Origin of the sequence: Cryptosporangium sp. NPDC048952, assembly GCF_043197895.1 — a bacterium.
Taxonomy (GTDB): Bacteria; Actinomycetota; Actinomycetes; order Mycobacteriales; family Cryptosporangiaceae; genus Cryptosporangium.
This window is the reverse complement of sequence record NZ_JBICTY010000010.1, coordinates 125785-141861: the sequence shown is the minus strand read 5'-3', so window position 1 is coordinate 141861 and position 16077 is coordinate 125785. Positions and strand designations below refer to the sequence as shown.

At 68.8% G+C, this 16077-nt stretch carries 15 protein-coding genes; 5 read left to right on the top strand and 10 right to left on the bottom strand.

Going from position 1 to position 16077, the window contains the following annotated elements; translation table 11 throughout:
- Nucleotides 1–15: 15 nt before the first annotated feature.
- The 8 genes from ACGFY5_RS42395 to ACGFY5_RS42360 form a co-directional block, all read right to left on the bottom strand.
- The gene (locus ACGFY5_RS42395; protein ID WP_392730327.1) at nucleotides 16–834 is read right to left on the bottom strand and encodes a thiopeptide-type bacteriocin biosynthesis protein; all 819 of its coding nucleotides are present in this window, start codon (nucleotides 832–834) and stop codon (nucleotides 16–18) included.
- A gap of 5 nt (nucleotides 835–839) precedes the next feature.
- Nucleotides 840–1919 (bottom strand): lanthionine synthetase C family protein, encoded by a 1080-nt coding sequence (locus tag ACGFY5_RS42390; protein WP_392730326.1) that lies wholly within the window; start codon nucleotides 1917–1919, stop codon nucleotides 840–842.
- Nucleotides 1916–4648 (bottom strand): lantibiotic dehydratase, encoded by a 2733-nt coding sequence (locus tag ACGFY5_RS42385; RefSeq protein WP_392730411.1) that lies wholly within the window; start codon nucleotides 4646–4648, stop codon nucleotides 1916–1918. Before ACGFY5_RS42385 ends, ACGFY5_RS42390 begins: the two co-directional genes overlap by 4 nt.
- A 58-nt stretch (nucleotides 4649–4706) precedes the next feature.
- A complete protein-coding gene (locus tag ACGFY5_RS42380; RefSeq protein ID WP_392730410.1) occupies nucleotides 4707–4853 on the bottom strand; it encodes an FxLD family lanthipeptide in 147 nt (48 codons plus the stop codon).
- A 5-nt stretch (nucleotides 4854–4858) separates the two neighbouring features.
- Nucleotides 4859–6115 carry a methyltransferase, FxLD system gene (fxlM, locus tag ACGFY5_RS42375; RefSeq protein ID WP_392730324.1) on the bottom strand — a complete coding sequence of 419 codons (1257 nt, stop codon included), beginning with the start codon at nucleotides 6113–6115 and terminating at the stop codon, nucleotides 4859–4861.
- Between the two features lie 91 nt (nucleotides 6116–6206).
- On the bottom strand, nucleotides 6207–6422 hold the full coding sequence (locus ACGFY5_RS42370) for a hypothetical protein (protein ID WP_392730322.1): 216 nt from the start codon (nucleotides 6420–6422) through the stop codon (nucleotides 6207–6209).
- The gene (locus ACGFY5_RS42365) at nucleotides 6419–6601 is read right to left on the bottom strand and encodes a hypothetical protein (protein WP_392730320.1); all 183 of its coding nucleotides are present in this window, start codon (nucleotides 6599–6601) and stop codon (nucleotides 6419–6421) included. The genes ACGFY5_RS42370 and ACGFY5_RS42365 overlap by 4 nt, the downstream gene beginning before the upstream one ends.
- On the bottom strand, nucleotides 6594–6836 hold the full coding sequence (locus tag ACGFY5_RS42360) for a hypothetical protein (protein ID WP_392730319.1): 243 nt from the start codon (nucleotides 6834–6836) through the stop codon (nucleotides 6594–6596). Before ACGFY5_RS42360 ends, ACGFY5_RS42365 begins: the two co-directional genes overlap by 8 nt.
- A gap of 239 nt (nucleotides 6837–7075) precedes the next feature.
- Here ACGFY5_RS42360 and ACGFY5_RS42355 point away from each other — a divergent pair, with 239 nt between their 5' ends.
- The 4 genes from ACGFY5_RS42355 (at nucleotide 7076) to ACGFY5_RS42340 (ending at nucleotide 10292) form a co-directional block, all read left to right on the top strand.
- Nucleotides 7076–7942 carry a Scr1 family TA system antitoxin-like transcriptional regulator gene (locus tag ACGFY5_RS42355; protein WP_392730317.1) on the top strand — a complete coding sequence of 289 codons (867 nt, stop codon included), beginning with the start codon at nucleotides 7076–7078 and terminating at the stop codon, nucleotides 7940–7942.
- 6 nt (nucleotides 7943–7948) lie between these two features.
- Entirely contained in the window at nucleotides 7949–8149 is a 201-nt protein-coding gene (locus ACGFY5_RS42350; protein WP_392730315.1) for a DUF397 domain-containing protein, read from the top strand.
- A gap of 130 nt (nucleotides 8150–8279) precedes the next feature.
- Nucleotides 8280–9536: a multiprotein-bridging factor 1 family protein gene (locus ACGFY5_RS42345; protein WP_392730313.1), complete on the top strand. Its 1257-nt coding sequence runs from the start codon at nucleotides 8280–8282 to the stop codon at nucleotides 9534–9536.
- A 180-nt stretch (nucleotides 9537–9716) separates the two neighbouring features.
- Nucleotides 9717–10292: a GNAT family N-acetyltransferase gene (locus tag ACGFY5_RS42340; RefSeq protein ID WP_392730310.1), complete on the top strand. Its 576-nt coding sequence runs from the start codon at nucleotides 9717–9719 to the stop codon at nucleotides 10290–10292.
- Between the two features lie 55 nt (nucleotides 10293–10347).
- Here ACGFY5_RS42340 and mobF read toward each other — a convergent pair whose 3' ends face one another.
- Together mobF and ACGFY5_RS42330 are read right to left on the bottom strand one after the other, a co-directional pair.
- On the bottom strand, nucleotides 10348–14130 hold the full coding sequence (gene mobF, locus ACGFY5_RS42335; RefSeq protein ID WP_392730307.1) for a MobF family relaxase: 3783 nt from the start codon (nucleotides 14128–14130) through the stop codon (nucleotides 10348–10350).
- Nucleotides 14131–14877: 747 nt separating this feature from the next.
- A complete protein-coding gene (locus tag ACGFY5_RS42330) occupies nucleotides 14878–15426 on the bottom strand; it encodes a hypothetical protein (RefSeq protein ID WP_392730304.1) in 549 nt (182 codons plus the stop codon).
- A gap of 248 nt (nucleotides 15427–15674) precedes the next feature.
- On the opposite strand from ACGFY5_RS42330, the gene ACGFY5_RS42325 reads away from it, so the two are divergent.
- Nucleotides 15675–15893, top strand: coding sequence for a helix-turn-helix transcriptional regulator (locus ACGFY5_RS42325; RefSeq protein WP_392730301.1), 219 nt, complete (start codon nucleotides 15675–15677; stop codon nucleotides 15891–15893).
- Nucleotides 15894–16077: the final 184 nt, after the last annotated feature.

Sequence of the window (16077 nt, the reverse complement as noted above, 5' to 3'; positions counted from 1 at the left end):
AACAGATGGTCCCGGTTAGCCGTCCAAGACGGTGTTGCGGGCAGCGGCGGTGAGCAGTGCTTGCTTGCGAGCGGTTAGCCCGAGCCGGTTCCAGTGAAAGATGAACTGGTGGCCGAGGACGCGTCGTAGTCCGCGGGTGAGCTCGGCACGTTGGGAATGTCGTGTGAAGGCCTGACCCGCATCGGTGAAGGCGGCTAGCCAGGATGCGGTGTGCATGATCGATCCGGCGATTGTCTCGGCGAGCATGAGCTGTCGCATCTGCCTGACCAGGTGGTCTAGATGTTCCGGAGTCGGCGCCGGATCTAACGGACGGTCCTCATCAGCGACTCGTGCCCAGACGTCGCCCTGCTCGTACCAGTCGAGGCCCGCAGCCCGCAGCATGGCGGAGAGCAGCAGGATGGAGATCTCTCGACGTCGGTCGGGTTGTCCATCGGCGTTCAGGCCGGCCAGGTAGTTCACGATGTGGTGGCTGTCGGCGTGCCACAACCGATGGGTGTTCTCCATGCCGACCGGCCCGCCGAAGGCGTAGGTCTCTGGTTCGTAGGCGACGCCGCGAGCGTCGGCTACGTCGCCGGGACGCCGGAGGTCGGCCAATTCTCCGAGGACTGCAGCATGAGCCTGCTCGGCAACGCTCGGGGCGGTCGGCCGGAAGCGCACTCGCCACTGACCCTTGCGGATGAAGAACCAGGCATTGATCAAACCGTTGGCCCGGGCCTCCCCCATCACTGCGGCAAGGCGTGCGGCGCCGGTCTGCTCATCGGGAACGCGCACGTTGATCTGGTGCCACGGGGACGGCGGAGCGGGATGGATCGTCAGGTCGTCGAGATCTCGCATTGGGGTCAGCTCACCAGCAGGCAGGCGTCCCAGTCGGTGATCGGCCGACCTTGGGTAGCGGTCCGGGCAGCGAGAGCTTGGCCGGTGTCTCCGTCGAGGAAGCCACGGTCAGTGGCAGGTGAAAGGGCCGCGATACCGGCCGCGAGGGCGGGCAGTTGCGCGGCCAATTCGGGGGTCTCCGCGTTGAGGACCATGCGCCAAGTGGTTTGGACGAGGCCGGCGACGCCGTGGCAGAGTCCGCCGGTCGTCAGCTGATGACCATCCTTGATGCAGCGAAGAAGTGCATCTTCCGCTCGGTGACCTCGTTCATGGTCGGGAATGGCGAGTGCCGCGAGTTGCTGAGCGCGAGCGATTCCGGGCGTGCCGTAGCACCATGACGGCAGCAGAGGCCTCTGCTGGGCTGGTGCTCCGCGATCGAGGTCAGCGCGGCTGAGCGTCTGTGGCCACCAGATGGCGCCGTTGCTTTCCTGCTGCCAGTCGTCCAGCCATTGGCAGATCCGGGTGATTGCGCCAGTGTGCCCCTCGACGGTGGTGCCGTCGCGGTGGGTGAGGGCGAGCAGAGCGAGCGGACCGGTGACGCCGTGGGCCATGCCGTGGTTTGCGTGGCCGTCGGCTGGTGGCTGGGTGCGTTCGGGTTCGTTTCGGCACCACCAGCCGGGGAGATCGTCCAGCGGCTCGGTGAGGCGGACGAGGTAGTCGAGAACCAGGCGAAGTACGTCTTGGTCGCCGGTTCGGCGCAGGACGACCCCGAGGCCGGTGAGGCCGCAGATGAGGTCATACTCGGCGTAGTGCGGGTGCTGGCCCTGGTCGATGCGGCGGTGTGCGGCGTCGAGTCGATGGCGGGTGATCGTGGCAGTGGCTTCGGCGGTGAGCGCTCGTGCTGGTGCGAGGCCTGGGTGGTCGGTACTGGCGAGGACGAATGCAATGGCGGGCGCGCCGTAGAAGAGGCTCGCGCCGGGGCCGGTGCTGAGTCCGCTGGCGGTGGCGCGGCGTAAGGCGTCGAAGGCCGCTGGCATGTCGCCGGTTTCTAGGTGCAGGAGGGCGATGCCGGCGGCGCCGTCGGCGAGTGACTGTTCGTCAGTCATGGGGTGCGCCTGGCGGTGGCGGTGCGGGCGATGGTTCGCGCCAGTCGGAGACAGTGCTGTTCGGAGGTGGTGTCAACGCCGATCATGCGGGCGTGGTGCAGGTGCAGCAGGTCGGCGAGGACCTGGTCGAGATCGAGGCCTGCACGCTCGGCCAGTGATCGGTACGTCGTCAGCGCTGCGGCGAGCAGTTCGTCGCTAAAGGGCGTTCTGGCGAGGTCGAGTTGTGCCGGGTCGAGGCGAGGACCGGTGCGGCGCGGGACGTGGGCGGATAGCCAGTTCAGGCCGTCGCCGGTGAAGGCGCTGCAGATGGCGATCATGCTGGCCGCGGTGGCGGCCTGACGGTCGCCGGTCATCCGGTGCAGGCATGCGCGGGAGTCGGCCGCGAAGACTGCTTCGGCGGCGGCGAGCACCTCTCCGGTGTCGTGTCGGGTTTCGGGCCGGTAGGGGTGCAGGCTGTAGTCGTACGCGATGGCGTCGTCGTGGAGTTGTTGGATCCAGAGCGCGAGTTCGTGAGTGGTCGCCGCGAATTCGCCTGGATGCGGGAGGGGGATGCGGAGCCGCAGGTGAGGCTCCGGGTCGGGATAGCGGACGAACCACCAGCCTGTGGGTAGATAGTCGGCGAGGTCGGTCAGGATGTCGTCGACTCGGCCGTAGATGCGTGCTTCGATCCACCGCGACTGTCCCGGTAAGTGCTGGACCGTGCGCGCGGTTCGAGCTGGTCGGGGTGGCTGGACGTCGAGCTTTGCGCGAGTGAGGGTGAGCACGAGTTCGGCGGGGCGATCGTCGATCCATCCAGCCGGGCCGGGCCCTTCCGTGATGACGGTTCGGGCGTGGCGATTGGCCAGGTCGCGCAGCATTGCCAGGTTGGTGTTGTTGTCCAGGTCGAGTTGGAGTTGGACGTCGTCGGCGCCGACCTGGACCTGTTGCGGCAGCTGGCGTTGGTGGCGGAGCCGCTGCCAGGCGTCGCGCCAGTCCGACCATGCCGCGGTACGGGCGGGCAGCGCGGTGCGGTCGATGAGCCAGCGTGCGGGGTGCAGGATGGCGCGTCCTCGTCGGACGCGGGGCAGGAATGGCAGGTTGCTGGCGTGGCCCCAGTCGAATCGAGTGCATGGTGCTGACCAGGCGGTCCAGATCTCGGTCAGGAAGCGCACCACCGGTTGTTGCAGCGTCGGGAGCAGGACGCTGTTGAAGAGCAACGGTTCGATGGGCCGGCCGGTCGCGGTCGAGACCAGCCAGAGCCGCTCGCCGTCGCCTGTCACCGCGAGGTCGTCGAGCGAACATGGCGGCGCGCTGTGGAACTCTCCAAGGGGGAGTACGGGCAGCAGTTTGGGTACTCGGGCGACCGATGCGAGGCGCGCGTCGAGCGGTGGACCGGAGATCTGGACGGTGTCCGCGCCGGGCAGAGCGGTCGGGAGGTTCCCGTATACCTGCCGGAACGCGACAAGCTCGGCAGGGGTAAGTAGGTGCAGGAATCGAGCGGCGGAGACTCCGGCGTGGCGGGCGCCGCTGAGCACCGTGAGGGTGAACTGGCCGCGGTCGAGGTCCTGCACGGTCTCGGCAGCGAGAGAGAACCGCAGCTCGGTGTGCGGGATGGGCTTCCGGTTGTCATCGCCGCGGAGCTGGTTGATCAGGTCGTCGTCCAGGAGCACTTCGGTGCCGCCGTCGAGCGCGGACTGCTGCGCGAGTTCTCCGAGTAGGCGGTCCCTATCGGTGAACGATGTCGGGGCGCGACGGGTCGATCCTCGGTAGCCGGCCGGGAAATCAAGGACGTTCAGAACGTTTTGGATGGGGACGGCAGCTCCTGGGCCCCAACGTTCGATGTACGCATGGTGGTACTCAGCCCACCCAGTTAGCTGCGGTGATACGGCGGTTAGAACCGAGGCAGCGCGGCTGGCCTCGTGAAGCACCGCCGGAGGAAGCGTCACAGCGACGTCGGCGCGCAGATCGACCGCCACGTGGCTGTCGGCCTTTGCCGAGACGCCATGTCGTTCCAGATGCGCAGCGGGATCGGTGATCGTCAGCGCCGGGCGGATGTCGGACAGCAGCGCTCCGAGTTCGACCAACCCGGCCAGCAGCCGCTCCGCTGCGGCCTGGGCGGTGGAGGGGGCGATCTTGGCGGTGAGCTCGGTGAATCCGACGGGGCAACGGGCGACTTGGAGTGCCGTCTGGACCTGGGCGGTCAGGCCGACCTCGACGTCCCAGCGGCGGTCGCCGTCTTGGCGCGCGCACGGCAGCACCCACTTGCGGCCTCGCTGAAATCCGAGCGAGTTCGTCACCACCACGGCGGAGCGGAGCCTGGCGAGGTCCTGTTCCGCGCTCGCGGCGCGTTCGGCGATGAATTGGCCGTCGGGGCGAGCGATCGCACGGTGGTCGTCCCCGACGCGGACGGCGGCGTGCGGACCGAACTGCACGGGAGCGACGCCGGCGAACGTGCCGAACGGGGTCGCGCGCGTGGTCCACCTCAGCAGAAACCGGACTGCGGCTTCCACCAGGCGGCGCAGCCGATCCGTAGGGACGGGCTCGGCTTTCACGGCTCGGGCGATCTGTTCGGCCAACTCCGGCGATGCCGTGGTGACCGCTGGGGCGAAGTCGCGCAGAGCCCACACCTCGGTCAGCCAGGTCTTCCACGGGTCGGGCTGCTCGGAGGTCAGGTCGGGCCACGCCGGTAGGGCCAGGTTGGTCGGGTAGGCCGCGATGCGGATCAGCGCCGCGCCGGGTGCGGGAATCATCGTCACCGCCAGGGGCTCGGTGGGCCCGGCGTGCTCGACGCCGGGCCCAGTGCGCAGGTCAGTAGCCGCTGTCGGGCTTGGTGGTGCAGGCGTTCGAGCCGGTGTTGCCCGAGCCGCAGTTGTCGCTGGTGTTGGTGGCGTAGCCGCTGGCGGCGGGGCCGGCGTCGACGAGGGTGACGTCGAGGGTGAAGTCGTCGAGGTCGATGTCGTTCACGGGGTGGGTCCTTCCTGTTCGGGGGTGAAGGTGAGGACGACGCGGGTGTGCCGCTTGTCCAGCACCGTCCCGGTCGGCAGGTCGCCGTCGGGAGTTTCAGCGGGCGCGAGGTGCAGCGCCGGTGAGGGCTGGCCGGCGTTTAGCCACGCGCGCATGCGCTCGACCATCAGCCCTGCTGCGGAGCCAGCACTGGGTCCGTGTGCGCGGGCGCCCAGGTCGAACCGGTCGTCGGTCCAGCGCAGGGCCGAGCGGTAGGTGAACGTGCCGTCGTGGAGGACGGCGGGGGTGCCGAAGCGCCAGGCCGGGGCGATGGTCCCGGCGTCAACGGCTTCCTGCTGGGCGGTGAGGACGACGAACTGCTCCCCGGCCTCGGTGGCGCGGGCTGCGAGCCAAAGGTCGAGGTCGGCCAACTGCGTGATTGGAGGCAGGCTGACGTCGGCCCACGCCTCCGCTGGCGGTTGGGACAGCAGCGCTGCCACGGCATCCGCGTCGACCTGGTGGTCTTCGTCAAGCCGGAGATGGACGCCGTCGGCGATGTCGGTGTATCGGACTTGGTGGGCACCGTCGCCGCGCATGGACACGAAGCCGCACAAGCGCTGGCTGTGGCTGACCAGACGGTCGCCGGCGCGACGGAGCGCCCACGAGCGGGTCATCCCGAACGTGCGTAGCGGCACGACGAGCGCGCCGGTGTCGGTGAGCTGGGCGAGCCAGGCCGGGGCGATGTCCCAGGCGCCGACGGTCACGAGGATCAGGTCGTAGGGGCGTCCGTCAGCGATGGGATGGTCGGCGTCGGTGCAGACCACGCGGACGTCGCCGTAGCCTGCGGCGGCCAGGCAGGCGGTGGCCCGGTCGGTGACGTCGGAGTCGATGTCGACGGTCGTGACTGAGCCTTCCAGCCCGACCAGCTCGCGGAGCAGAGCGGCGTTGTAGCCGCCGGAGCCGATCTCCAGCACGTGCCGGCCGCGCAGACTGTCGTCGAGGGCGTCAGCGGCCTGGCCGAGCATCTCGGCGATCAACCAGGCGGCGGAGACCGAGCTGACAGCTTCGTCGTCGATCCGTTTGGTGACGACGGCGTGGTCGGACCGGTAGGCCTCCTCCAGCGGGGCGCCGGGCGTGAACAGGTGCCGTGGAACGGTCCGCAGCGCAGCTTCGATTTCGGGCCGCATCGTCAGGCCCTTGTCGGTGTGCTCAGCGATCAGCCGATCGACCATTGCAGCGCGCAGATCGACGCTGTTCACCGTCTCGACACTCATGGAGTGCGTTCTCCCTCGTTGTAGGAGTCGCCCGGCTGGACGACCTGCCGCTGGTGCGAAGTTTGCGGCGATCCGGTTGGCGGTTCGGTGCTCACGGTGACCTCTCGCCGGATGACACGCCAAGCGCGGCTAGCAGCGATTCGGCGTGCGATTCCGCCGTGCCGAACGACTCCGGCGTGATCGTCATCGACCGACCGGAGACTTCGAGTTGCTGGGCGACCGCCGCGACGACATCCGCGGCTGTCAGGTCCAGGTGCGGGTCTGTGGGCTCAGGATCCGGAATCGAGAGGTAACCGCGGTAAGTCATGGCCGGTCCTCCGGCTCGGTGACGACCCTGGCGAGCGCGTCGACCGCCTGGGTGTCACGGCCCAGGTGAAGGGCGTACTCGGCGCCGTAATAGATGGCCGTCCAGTAGGGGCTCTGCTCGTCGCTGGTGTCTCGGGCGCGGGCGATGACTGCTTCGCGCGGATCGGAATGCTCAGCCATGCGCGACCCCCGCGCCGATCGTCGTGATCTCGCCTCGTTCGTCGGCAGCGAGTACGGCCTCCGCCCACAGGTACCGGGAACACGGCCAGAGCGGCTCCTGAATCTGGTGGGCGCCCGATGCGCACCGCGGCGGATCGTTCCCGATTGCCGGGCCGGGCTGGTGGAGCTCGATGAGCAGCTGTGCGGTCTCGACGTCCTCTGCCGCGAGCGGCCGGCCGAGTACCAGGTTGCGCATCTCCACCTCCCTTGGCCTGAGCGGAGGTCCGGCGGCTTGCCGGGTGTTTGCCGCCGGACCTCCATGCCAGTCCACGGTGCTGGACTGTCCAGCCTGCGAGAACTCCGGTTTGCCGGGAGGGATGGGGAGAGTTTGGGGGAGACAAGCCTCTGACGTCAGCTGATCAGCCGTTGCTGCTCTTCAATGAGAGTTGTCCGCAACAGCGTGACAGTCCAGGTGATCGAGCGGAGGTGCACGTCGTGATCAGTCCGTACGTGCGCCGACGCAGGTTGGCGGCCGAGCTGATCGCACTGCGCGAGGAGTACGGGTACTCCTCCGCGAAGTTGGCCGCCACGATCGGCGTCGCCCGGCAACGCATCAGCCGCCTGGAGAACGGCCACGTGCGCCCGGACTTGGACGAGGTGATGCGGATCCTCGGCGCCCTGGGCGTCGGCGAGCGGCGTTGGAACCAGATCATGACGATCGCCAGGGAGGCGCAGGAGCGCGGCTGGTGGGAGAAGTACGCCACCGAGATGGGTCCGCGCCAGGCGCTCTACGCCAACCTCGAAGCCGGCGCCTGCAAGGTCCGCGAGTACCAGATGACGTTCCTGCCCGGCCTCCTGCAGATGCCCGCCTTCACCGAAGCACGGGCACAGGCCGACCAGCGAACCTACGCCGAGCACTACGACCCGATCCGGGCCCTGGAAGCGCGTGCCGCACGGCAACGCGTGATGCGCCGCCCGGGAGGACCGACGTATGCGGTGTTGCTCGATGAGCTGGCCATCCGCCGACACGCTGCGCCCCTTGATGTAGTAACGGCGCAATTGCGCCACCTCGTCGAGCTGATCGACACCAACGCGCGGGTCGACCTGCGGGTGCTGCCGATCGCGGCGGAGATCTTCGGGCACGCGATGCCCCGGTCCGCGTTCTCGATCTACGAGTACCCCGACCCGGACGACCCGATGGTGGTCGCGGTCGACACCGTTACCTCCGACCTAGTGCTCACCGACGGCGATGCCGTGAGCAAGTACCTGACCCTCTATCAGCGGCTCAAGGATGCGGCGCTCTCCGCGCAGGACAGCGCCGAGCTGATTCGAGCCGCAGCAGACCTGGCACTACCGAGATAGGAACCAATGATGGACATGGTGTTCGAGGGCTGGCGGAAGTCCAGCTACAGCAGCGGCTACGACAACTGCGTCGAATGGGTAGTCGCCGGCTCAGACGTGGTGGGCGTTCGTGATTCGAAGAACCCGGACGGACCGGTACTCGTGCTGACCCGGCGACAGTGGCAGTCGTTTATCGACGGGCTCAAGATCGGCATTGACGACGAGTGACCCGAGGCCCGGGAGCTGCGCGTGCGGCCTCGATTCCGGGCTCTACGCGGCTAGCATCTGACGCGACACGCAGCCGCAGCACGGTGAGCGGTGGGTCTCGAACCCGGCAACCGATCGAGAGGTGATTGCCGTGCGACAGCGCGGGCAGGCACCCAACGATCGGCTGCGCCAGGCACGCCTGCGGCGGTGCTCACCGACCGGATCCGGCCGCCCGATGTCTCGGCAGGAACTCGCCGACCAGGCGAACGAGTTCATCTTCGGTGAGATCGGCCGCGAAGTCGGCCTCGACGCCAACTACATCGGCAAGCTCGAACGCGGCGAACACCGCTGGCCCAATGATCTCTACCGGCGGGCCTTCCGGGCGGTCTTGACGGCCGAAGCCGATGCGGACCTGGGCTTCTTCATCGTCCGCGGGTCCGGCGCACTGGAACGTCAAGAGCCTGCGGCAGGCAACCAGGCGGGTGCCGTTGCGACTGGCACTGGCGCATGCTTGGACTATGGCTACCCGCCCGACGGACTCGCAGGAGCCGAGCACCGCGACGACGACGCGATGAAGCGCCGCGAGCTGCTGGGACTGCTGAGCGCGACCGCACCGGCGGTGTTCGCCTCCCGGGTGGAAGCCATCCGTGCAGTGGTTGCGACCGCCGCCGGGGATGACGTCACGGATCTCGATCGCGACGGCTGGGAGCGAGTGGCGTTCGACTACGCCCACGAGGTCGGATTCCAACCTGGTCAGCGCGTCCTCCCCAACCTGTTGAGCGACATCGAGGAACTCGCCCCTCTGATCGAGACGGCCACCGGCACCGCTGCCGTGCAGCTCCGCCACATCACCGCGAGGCTGTCAGCGCTGGCCGCGATCGCCTTCACCGGAGCGGGCGACGTCCCAAGCGCGCGCCGCTGGTGGCGGACTACCGCGCGACTCGCCGACCGCACCGGAGACGCCCCGCTGTCCTCGCTCGTGCGCGGTCGCCAGGCTGTCTACGGGCTCTACGAGGGACGGCCGCCGTCCTCCGTGCTCGGAGTCGCAGAGGAGGCCATCCGAATCGGTGGCGGCCGCCCCCATGCCGGGGTCGTCTCCGGGTACGCCGCGAAAGCGCAGGCCCTCGCCCATCTGGGCCACCAGCAGGCCGCCGAAGCCGCGCTCCGCCAACTTGAAGTCCTGTTCGAGCAACTGCCGGACGACGTCCGTGACGACCGTTCCTCGCAGTGGGGATGGTCGATCCAGCGCTATCACCACGTGGGCCGGCTTCGTTCACACCTTCAGCGGCGACGTCGACCGCGCGAATCGCGCGCACGAAGCTGCCTTGGCCAGCTACCCCGCTGCGAACTATCAGGGGCGAGGCCAGGTCGAGCTGTACCGGGCGGGCAGCCTGATCCGATCCGGTGACCTCCAGGAAGGCACCCGTCACCTGGTCACCGTGCTCACAGCCCTACCCGCAGAACGCCGCCACGATGGCATCCTGCACCGGACCGCGCTCACGGCACTCTCCCTCGCGCCCGCTGGCGCCGACCGGCATCCCGGCCTGATCGAAGCCCAGGACCTGCTCGCGCGACCTTCGGAAGGCCCATGATCGAATCCACCGCGATCACCTTTACCCGACACGACGGTGACGCCGCCACCGCGCTACTCGACGACCTTCTCGTCAGGATCTACGTCGAGACCCACGCCGACGTCAGCGACAAAGCCTTCTACAGCGAAGAACGCGCCGCCGAGCGCATCCGGGGCTATCTGCGCTCCCCGGGATTCGAGATCGTCATCGCCTACGCCGAGGGCCGACCGATCGGCCAAGCCTTCGGCTACGCCCTCCCGGCGACCTCGCGATGGTGGACGGGCCTGACGGGCGATGATCTGCCGGAGGGGTTCACGACCGAGACCGGGAGCCGCACGTTCGCTTTCAACGAGTTGATGGTGCTCCCGGAGTGGCAAGGCCGGCACATCGCGCACGCGCTCCACGACGAACTTCTCCGCGGACGCGCCGAAGAGCGCGCAACGATCCTCGTCCGCGAGGACAACGTGCCCGCCCGCACGGCGTACTTCCGCTGGGGCTGGCGGAAGGTCGGCAAGCTCCAGCCCTTCCCGGACTCTCCTCATTTCGATGCGCTGATCCTGCCGCTCCCGATCGAGGCCGAGAGCACCCGCTAACGGCGATGCTGAAGTTGATCGGCGGTAACGCTCGTGCGCTGAGCGCTCTTGCGGCCTACAGGCGAGGGCGTGGGCCGGAACCGGGCTGCGGCTGGTGGCGAGGTGGTTCGACCAGCGGCGTCGGGGCGCGACGCGTCTCCCGCTCGGTGGACTGCCGACGCACGGCCGGACGGCGCTCCGGTTCGTGCGAGCTCTGGCGGCGTCCTTGTCCTCTGGCGGTTCGATTCTGACGGCTGGGCCGTTCGAGGTGTCCGGCGTCAGTAAGCGTGCGTCGAAGGTGGGCGGCGTAGGCGGGCTGCGTGACGCCTTCGTCGAGAGCATTCAGGTGGCCATGCCAGAGATTTCCGAGGCGAGCGACCATGCCGGTGGCGATCTCCAGGCGCTGCTGGTCGGGCAGCGCGTTGTAGACGTCGACAGCGAGCTGATGCGTCTCCTCGGCGTCGGCGGGGCCTCGCGGCCGGAGACTTTGGTGGCGTTCGGCGAGTTGGCGGGCGCGAACCAGGGCATGGGCCGCTTCCCAGTAGGCGCGGTGATGCGGCTGCTCGGAGCGGGCATAGGGCCCGAGCGGGTGGGCAGGGTCGTCGTCTAGGACACGGTGCCGATCGCGGTATGCGGCGACTACGGCGAGCTGATTTCGCCACTGTAGGCGGTCGGCGCTGGCCATCGGGGCTTCGCCGAGCACAGTGGTCCACGCGGGCCGGGAATGGAGTGCGTCGTCGACGAGGGATGCGATGCGGCCCGCGATCTGTCGGCGCAGCTGGGCCATGTATTCGCGTACATGGCCGCCGTCGTCGGCGGCGCGCTCCGCGTACGCGAGGCGAGGAGCGAGGACGGCGAGCGATTCGGCCGTGTCATGGTTGCGGCGGATCGTCTCAGTGGCGGATAGCTCGGCATTTTCCCTTCCGAGGATGGTGTCGAGTACCTCGCGAGCGGCCCGCGCGTCGGGGTCGGTGACAGCACGGTCGACGCGGTCATCTTCGTCGAAGGGGAGCAGTACGTGTGTGGTGACGTAGAGATGGGTGCGGTGGCGGGCCCGGGTCGCGGCGACGTAGAGGTGTTCGAGGGCGAGGGAGTCGTCGGCGAGGACGTGGGCGGTGTCGACGGTGGAGCCTTGGGCGCGGTGCGCGGTGGTGGCGTAGAGAAGCTGGACGTGTTCGGCGACGTAGGCGGCGGGTAACCGGAGGACGCCGTGATGGCCGTGATGACCAACGGTCAGTGACCCGTCGGCGTGACTTTCGGTGACGGTCCACGCGTCGCCGTTGCGGACGAAGTCCCGGCCCCGGTGGGTGGAGAGACGCCGCTGGTTGCGGCGGGTGACGATCCAGTCTCCAACGCCCGCGCGGTTGCCATCCGCGAGTTGGGCGCCGTCGCGTTCGACGTGGCCGGCGCTGACCCGGTCGGCGCGGGCACGGGCGGCCAACGCGGTGACATCGCGGTTGGTGGCGGCGATCATGAGGCTCACGCGTCCGGCGGTCATGTCGGTGTGCCAGGCGGCGTAGGCGGCTTCGGTCATGGCGCTGCGGGAGCCGCCGGTGATGCGGCCACGGTCGGTGTAGTAGTCGAGGGCGTTGGTGTCGCCGGTGCGGAGGCCGAGGGTGGCGGTGGCTTCGGCGGCGTCTGCGAAGCGGTGCAGGGTGTCGAGTTCGACGGCTCCGGCGTCGGCGGCGATCAGCCGGAGTGCTCCGCCGGATTCGACGGCTGCGAGTTGCCGGTAGTCCCCGAGCAGCCGGACCGTCGCGCCGTGAGCGGTGGCGAGGGCGATGAGCCGGTCGAGATTGCCGGTGCCGGCCATCCCGGCCTCGTCGACGAGCACGACGTCGCCCGGCGCGATGGCGAAGACGGCATGGCTGGCCGGAACCGGGGCGCCTGCGGCGAGCCGGGCAGCGTGCGGGCCGTAGGTGTGCTCGTAGAGGAACTTGTGAATGTTCTCCCCCGGAATGCCGAGCTCGCCCGCGAGCACGGCGGCCGAGGCAGCGGACGTCGCCAGCGGCACCAGGCGGCGCCCGGCGGTGTGCAGGACGTGGAGGTAGGCGCGGGTGGCGGTGGTCTTCCCGGTTCCGGCCGCGCCGATGCCGACGGCCAGAAGGCGGGGGTCCGTGGCGAACGCGGTCACCAGTGCCCGCTGCCCGTCGTCCAACGGGTGCAGCGCTCGGGTCTCGAAGGCGGCGAGCGCGGCGGCGACGAGGCTAGGCGCGACGGCGCGGTCGGTGAGGGCGTGGGCGGCGGTGACGAGGCGTTCTTCGGCGTCGAGAACCGCGGTGCTGGTGTAGCGGGCGGCGGCGTGCTCGGTGAACACCGACTCCCCGTCTGCCCGGCGCAGGTCGGCTGGCTCGTCGCTGACGGCTGGGGCCTCCACCAGCACGGAATACGCCGGGGACACAGCCAACTTGACGACAGCGTCCGCCAGTTCGCGGACCTGATCAGGGCCGACGGCCAGGCGGTCGACGCGCAGCAGTCGCTCAGTCTCAGCGCGGAGATTCCACACCGTCCACGTCGACCGCTGCTCACCGACCGCGGCGACGACCCGTCGGGTCAGGTCCTCCACCAGCGGTTCGGTCGCGTCCCGAACCGCAACCGGATCGGACGGGGCGTCGGCCTCAGCCACCGGCGGCCGGTCAGGAACTGCGGCGGCGAGCCGCCGCACGCCCTCGGTGCCAAAGACCTCAGCCAGCTCGTGCCGCCACTGGTCGCGCATGCCGGTCAGCGACCGGGGCGGCTTCTTGCCCTGCCGGGTCTCGAGGTTGGCTTGCCGAGCCAGTTTGTATGCCGCACCTGCCGGCGGGTCGTGCCCGTGGGCAGCCCGGTATCCGGCGAGCAGCTGGGCGTACCGGGCTTCGATGGCGGCGCGGCGGCGGGAGAAGTGCTCGACGAACTCGGCCGGGACACCCGCGATCTCGTGGACGGGTTCTTTGCCGCCGGGCGGGGTGCGAGCCGACCAGGTGACGCCGAGCCGTTGAGTGAGGGCAGCTTGGAAGATCGTGTTGTAGTGCTCGGAGACCGCGACGGTCATCCGGTAGAGGGCGCGAGCGTCGAGGGATCGCCAGGCCCCGTCGACGCCGCAGACCTTGTTCGCGATCGCGACGTGGGTGTGCAGGTTCGGGTCGCCGTCGCGGGAGTCGTAGTGATCGAATGCGACAGCCACCAGGCCGTGCGTGTCGATCTGCGCGACGCTGCCGGCGCCGACCCGGGTGAACGCCGCGTGTTCTTCCAGCAGTTCCAGGGCTGAGTCTCGGGCTTGCTCGTGTGCTGCTCGGACGGCGTCGCGGACCCAGGCGCGGTCGTCGAGCGCCCAGAGCAGTGCCGCCGATTTCACCGGTGCGAACACCAGGTCGTATCCGGCAACCGCGGCACGCTGCCTGCATGCCTCCTTGGCCCGGATCCCGGAAACCTCGGCGCTGGTGGGCGCGCGGCCGGTCTCGGCGTGCAGGGCGGCTAACCGGTCGCGGACGCGTTCGTCGTAGGGCGTCAGCGCGGCAAACTCCGGGAACGGGCGACCGAGCGTCGCGGCACGCCGAGCGCGCTCTCCTACCCGGGAGACCTGTGCCTCGCTCATCCCGGGTTGGAGATGCGTGGCAAGGTACGCGGCGGTGATCCGGTCGGCGTCAGGGTGCATCCCGAGACCGAACAGGGCGCGCATCTGGGCTTCGGTCACCGGCTGCCCGGTCAGCCCGAGTAGCGGTGCTCCGTGGCCGATCCAGCGGCCCGGTGGGTTGCCCTCGGCGGTGTAGTACTCCGCGGCGGATTGCCCGCGCTGCTGGTCGACGTCGCCGCCCGCGACGTGGCGGGTGAGGTAGGTGTACCCGTCTCCGGCGGTCAGCTTGTGAATAGTCATCACCATCGACAGATCACCACCCCTATTGCGCACCGTCGACAAATATTGCGAGTTCGATTTCCGTTACTCGCTCGGCCGTAGCTTCACGGCCGCCGAATCCATAGTGGGTGGGGGTGTCGAATAGAGCAAGAGGTGTCTCGTTCTATCGGCTGAGTTAATGGGGATGGCGGTTACTTCTCGGGGTTGCCTTGGAATTCGAGGGATCTATTTAATGGGGGTTGGTGATTATTGAATGTCGTATTTGGGTGGAGGTCCGTGTCGTTGGCGGAATCAGCCGTCGTGGGGATCGCGGACGCCTGTGCCCGCAGGTTCACGACGAATGTGGGCGGGCGGGACCGCGGCGGCACTAGGCGATGCGGTCGAGTCATCTGCGGTCACGGCACCGGCGATGCCCGGTTGGCTCGCCGATTTCGGAGCCGGTGGGTTCCGCGAGGGCGGGCCGGGGCTGGGCGGTCCGGCGACATGGAGTCCGGCGCGGTGTCTGCCGGATCGGGTGTGGCATAGCTGGCGATCGGCTGACGCCGAAGTCGCGGCCGCCCACGTGCCGGAATCGGCAAACTCGAACGTTGCGCGGCATGCCACGTCGGCAAAAGCAGGCACACGCAGCGGGTATCTCCGTCGCGTTCGCGGTCTATACCGGGTTCGGCGTGTGCTGGGAACACGCGGCGGTGGGAGCAGCGCGCAGGGGCTTGCCGGTTGGACACTCAACGGCCAGAAGCAAATCCGCTCGCATCGCCGGAGCGGCGCACGGGACTACTTGCCGCGCTGGCGTGGACCCCACCAGGGCAGGAGCGGCGGTAGCGCGGCCAGCGGTCGTGCAGGTCGCTTCGGCGGCTCGGATCCGCCGTCGTCCTCGTCCCAGCGTCGCCCGTACTGATCGGGGAGGTCTCCCCAGCCGAAGTACGGCATCGGGACGGGCGGCACGGCTCCGATCTGGTCGAGCGGGTCGATCTTCGTGGTGTCGACGGTGCATAGGTGCGCCCAGTCGTCGCCGAAGTCGAACAGATAGGCGAACTGCTCGCCGGGTGTGAGCCGGCTCACCTTCGTCGTGGCGCTGTCCAGGCTGCCCTCGGGTTCGTCGCCGTCCCAGAGATCGAGCGTGGTGATCTCGGTGCTGTCGGCGAGGGTGAACGTGTGCATGTGGGCCAGGTCCCAGCGGGCGAACGCGGTGTCGATCGCATCAGCGAGCTGCTCAAAGGTGTGCGACCTGGCTGCTGCGAAGATCCGGCCGGGCCGCGGCCACGGCTCGACGCCGCGGCCGGAGACCAGCTCCACCCGGATCGACAACCAGGTACGGGCCACCGGCGCTCGCCTTTCGCTCAACCGTCAGCGACGGCTGAGAGCCTACAGACGACGGCCGGAACCCGGGGCCGACGGTATCGGGCCCGACTTCGCCGTTGAGATGGCCCCGAATTCAGCGACCTGCATTGTCGATCTTTCCCTGTCTTGCCCTATCTTTGCCTGTCTTCTTGATAGTTCTATGCTTGGCGATTCTCGCGAGTTACCGTCAACGGACCACCTCTTCACGACCGGAGGGAGGTGATTCCGTAATGCCAGAACGGGAACCGCTCTGGAACATCGATACCCTTTCCCAATTCCTCGATGTCCCAGTAGCGACGATCTACAAATGGCGGAAGACCGGTGACGGTCCAGCCGCCTTCCGCGTAGGACGCCACCTCCGCTGGCGAGACAGCGAGGTCCAGGCGTGGCTAGCCCGACAGCGCGACGAAGTGCTCGACGACCGCTGGCAGGTCCCGACCTCGGATTAGTGACGACCGAGCGCCGACGTGGCGGGCTCCTCTGAAAGAAGCCCGCCGCCCGGGCGCCAGTTCAAACCGACCGAAAACCGGCGGCGGTGTCGATCCGCACCGGCCCGGCACGTCGAGGTGTTGGCTCGGGGCCGCCCGGCTCGGCTGAAGGCTGGGTGGACCAGAGGACACCCCGACCAGGCTT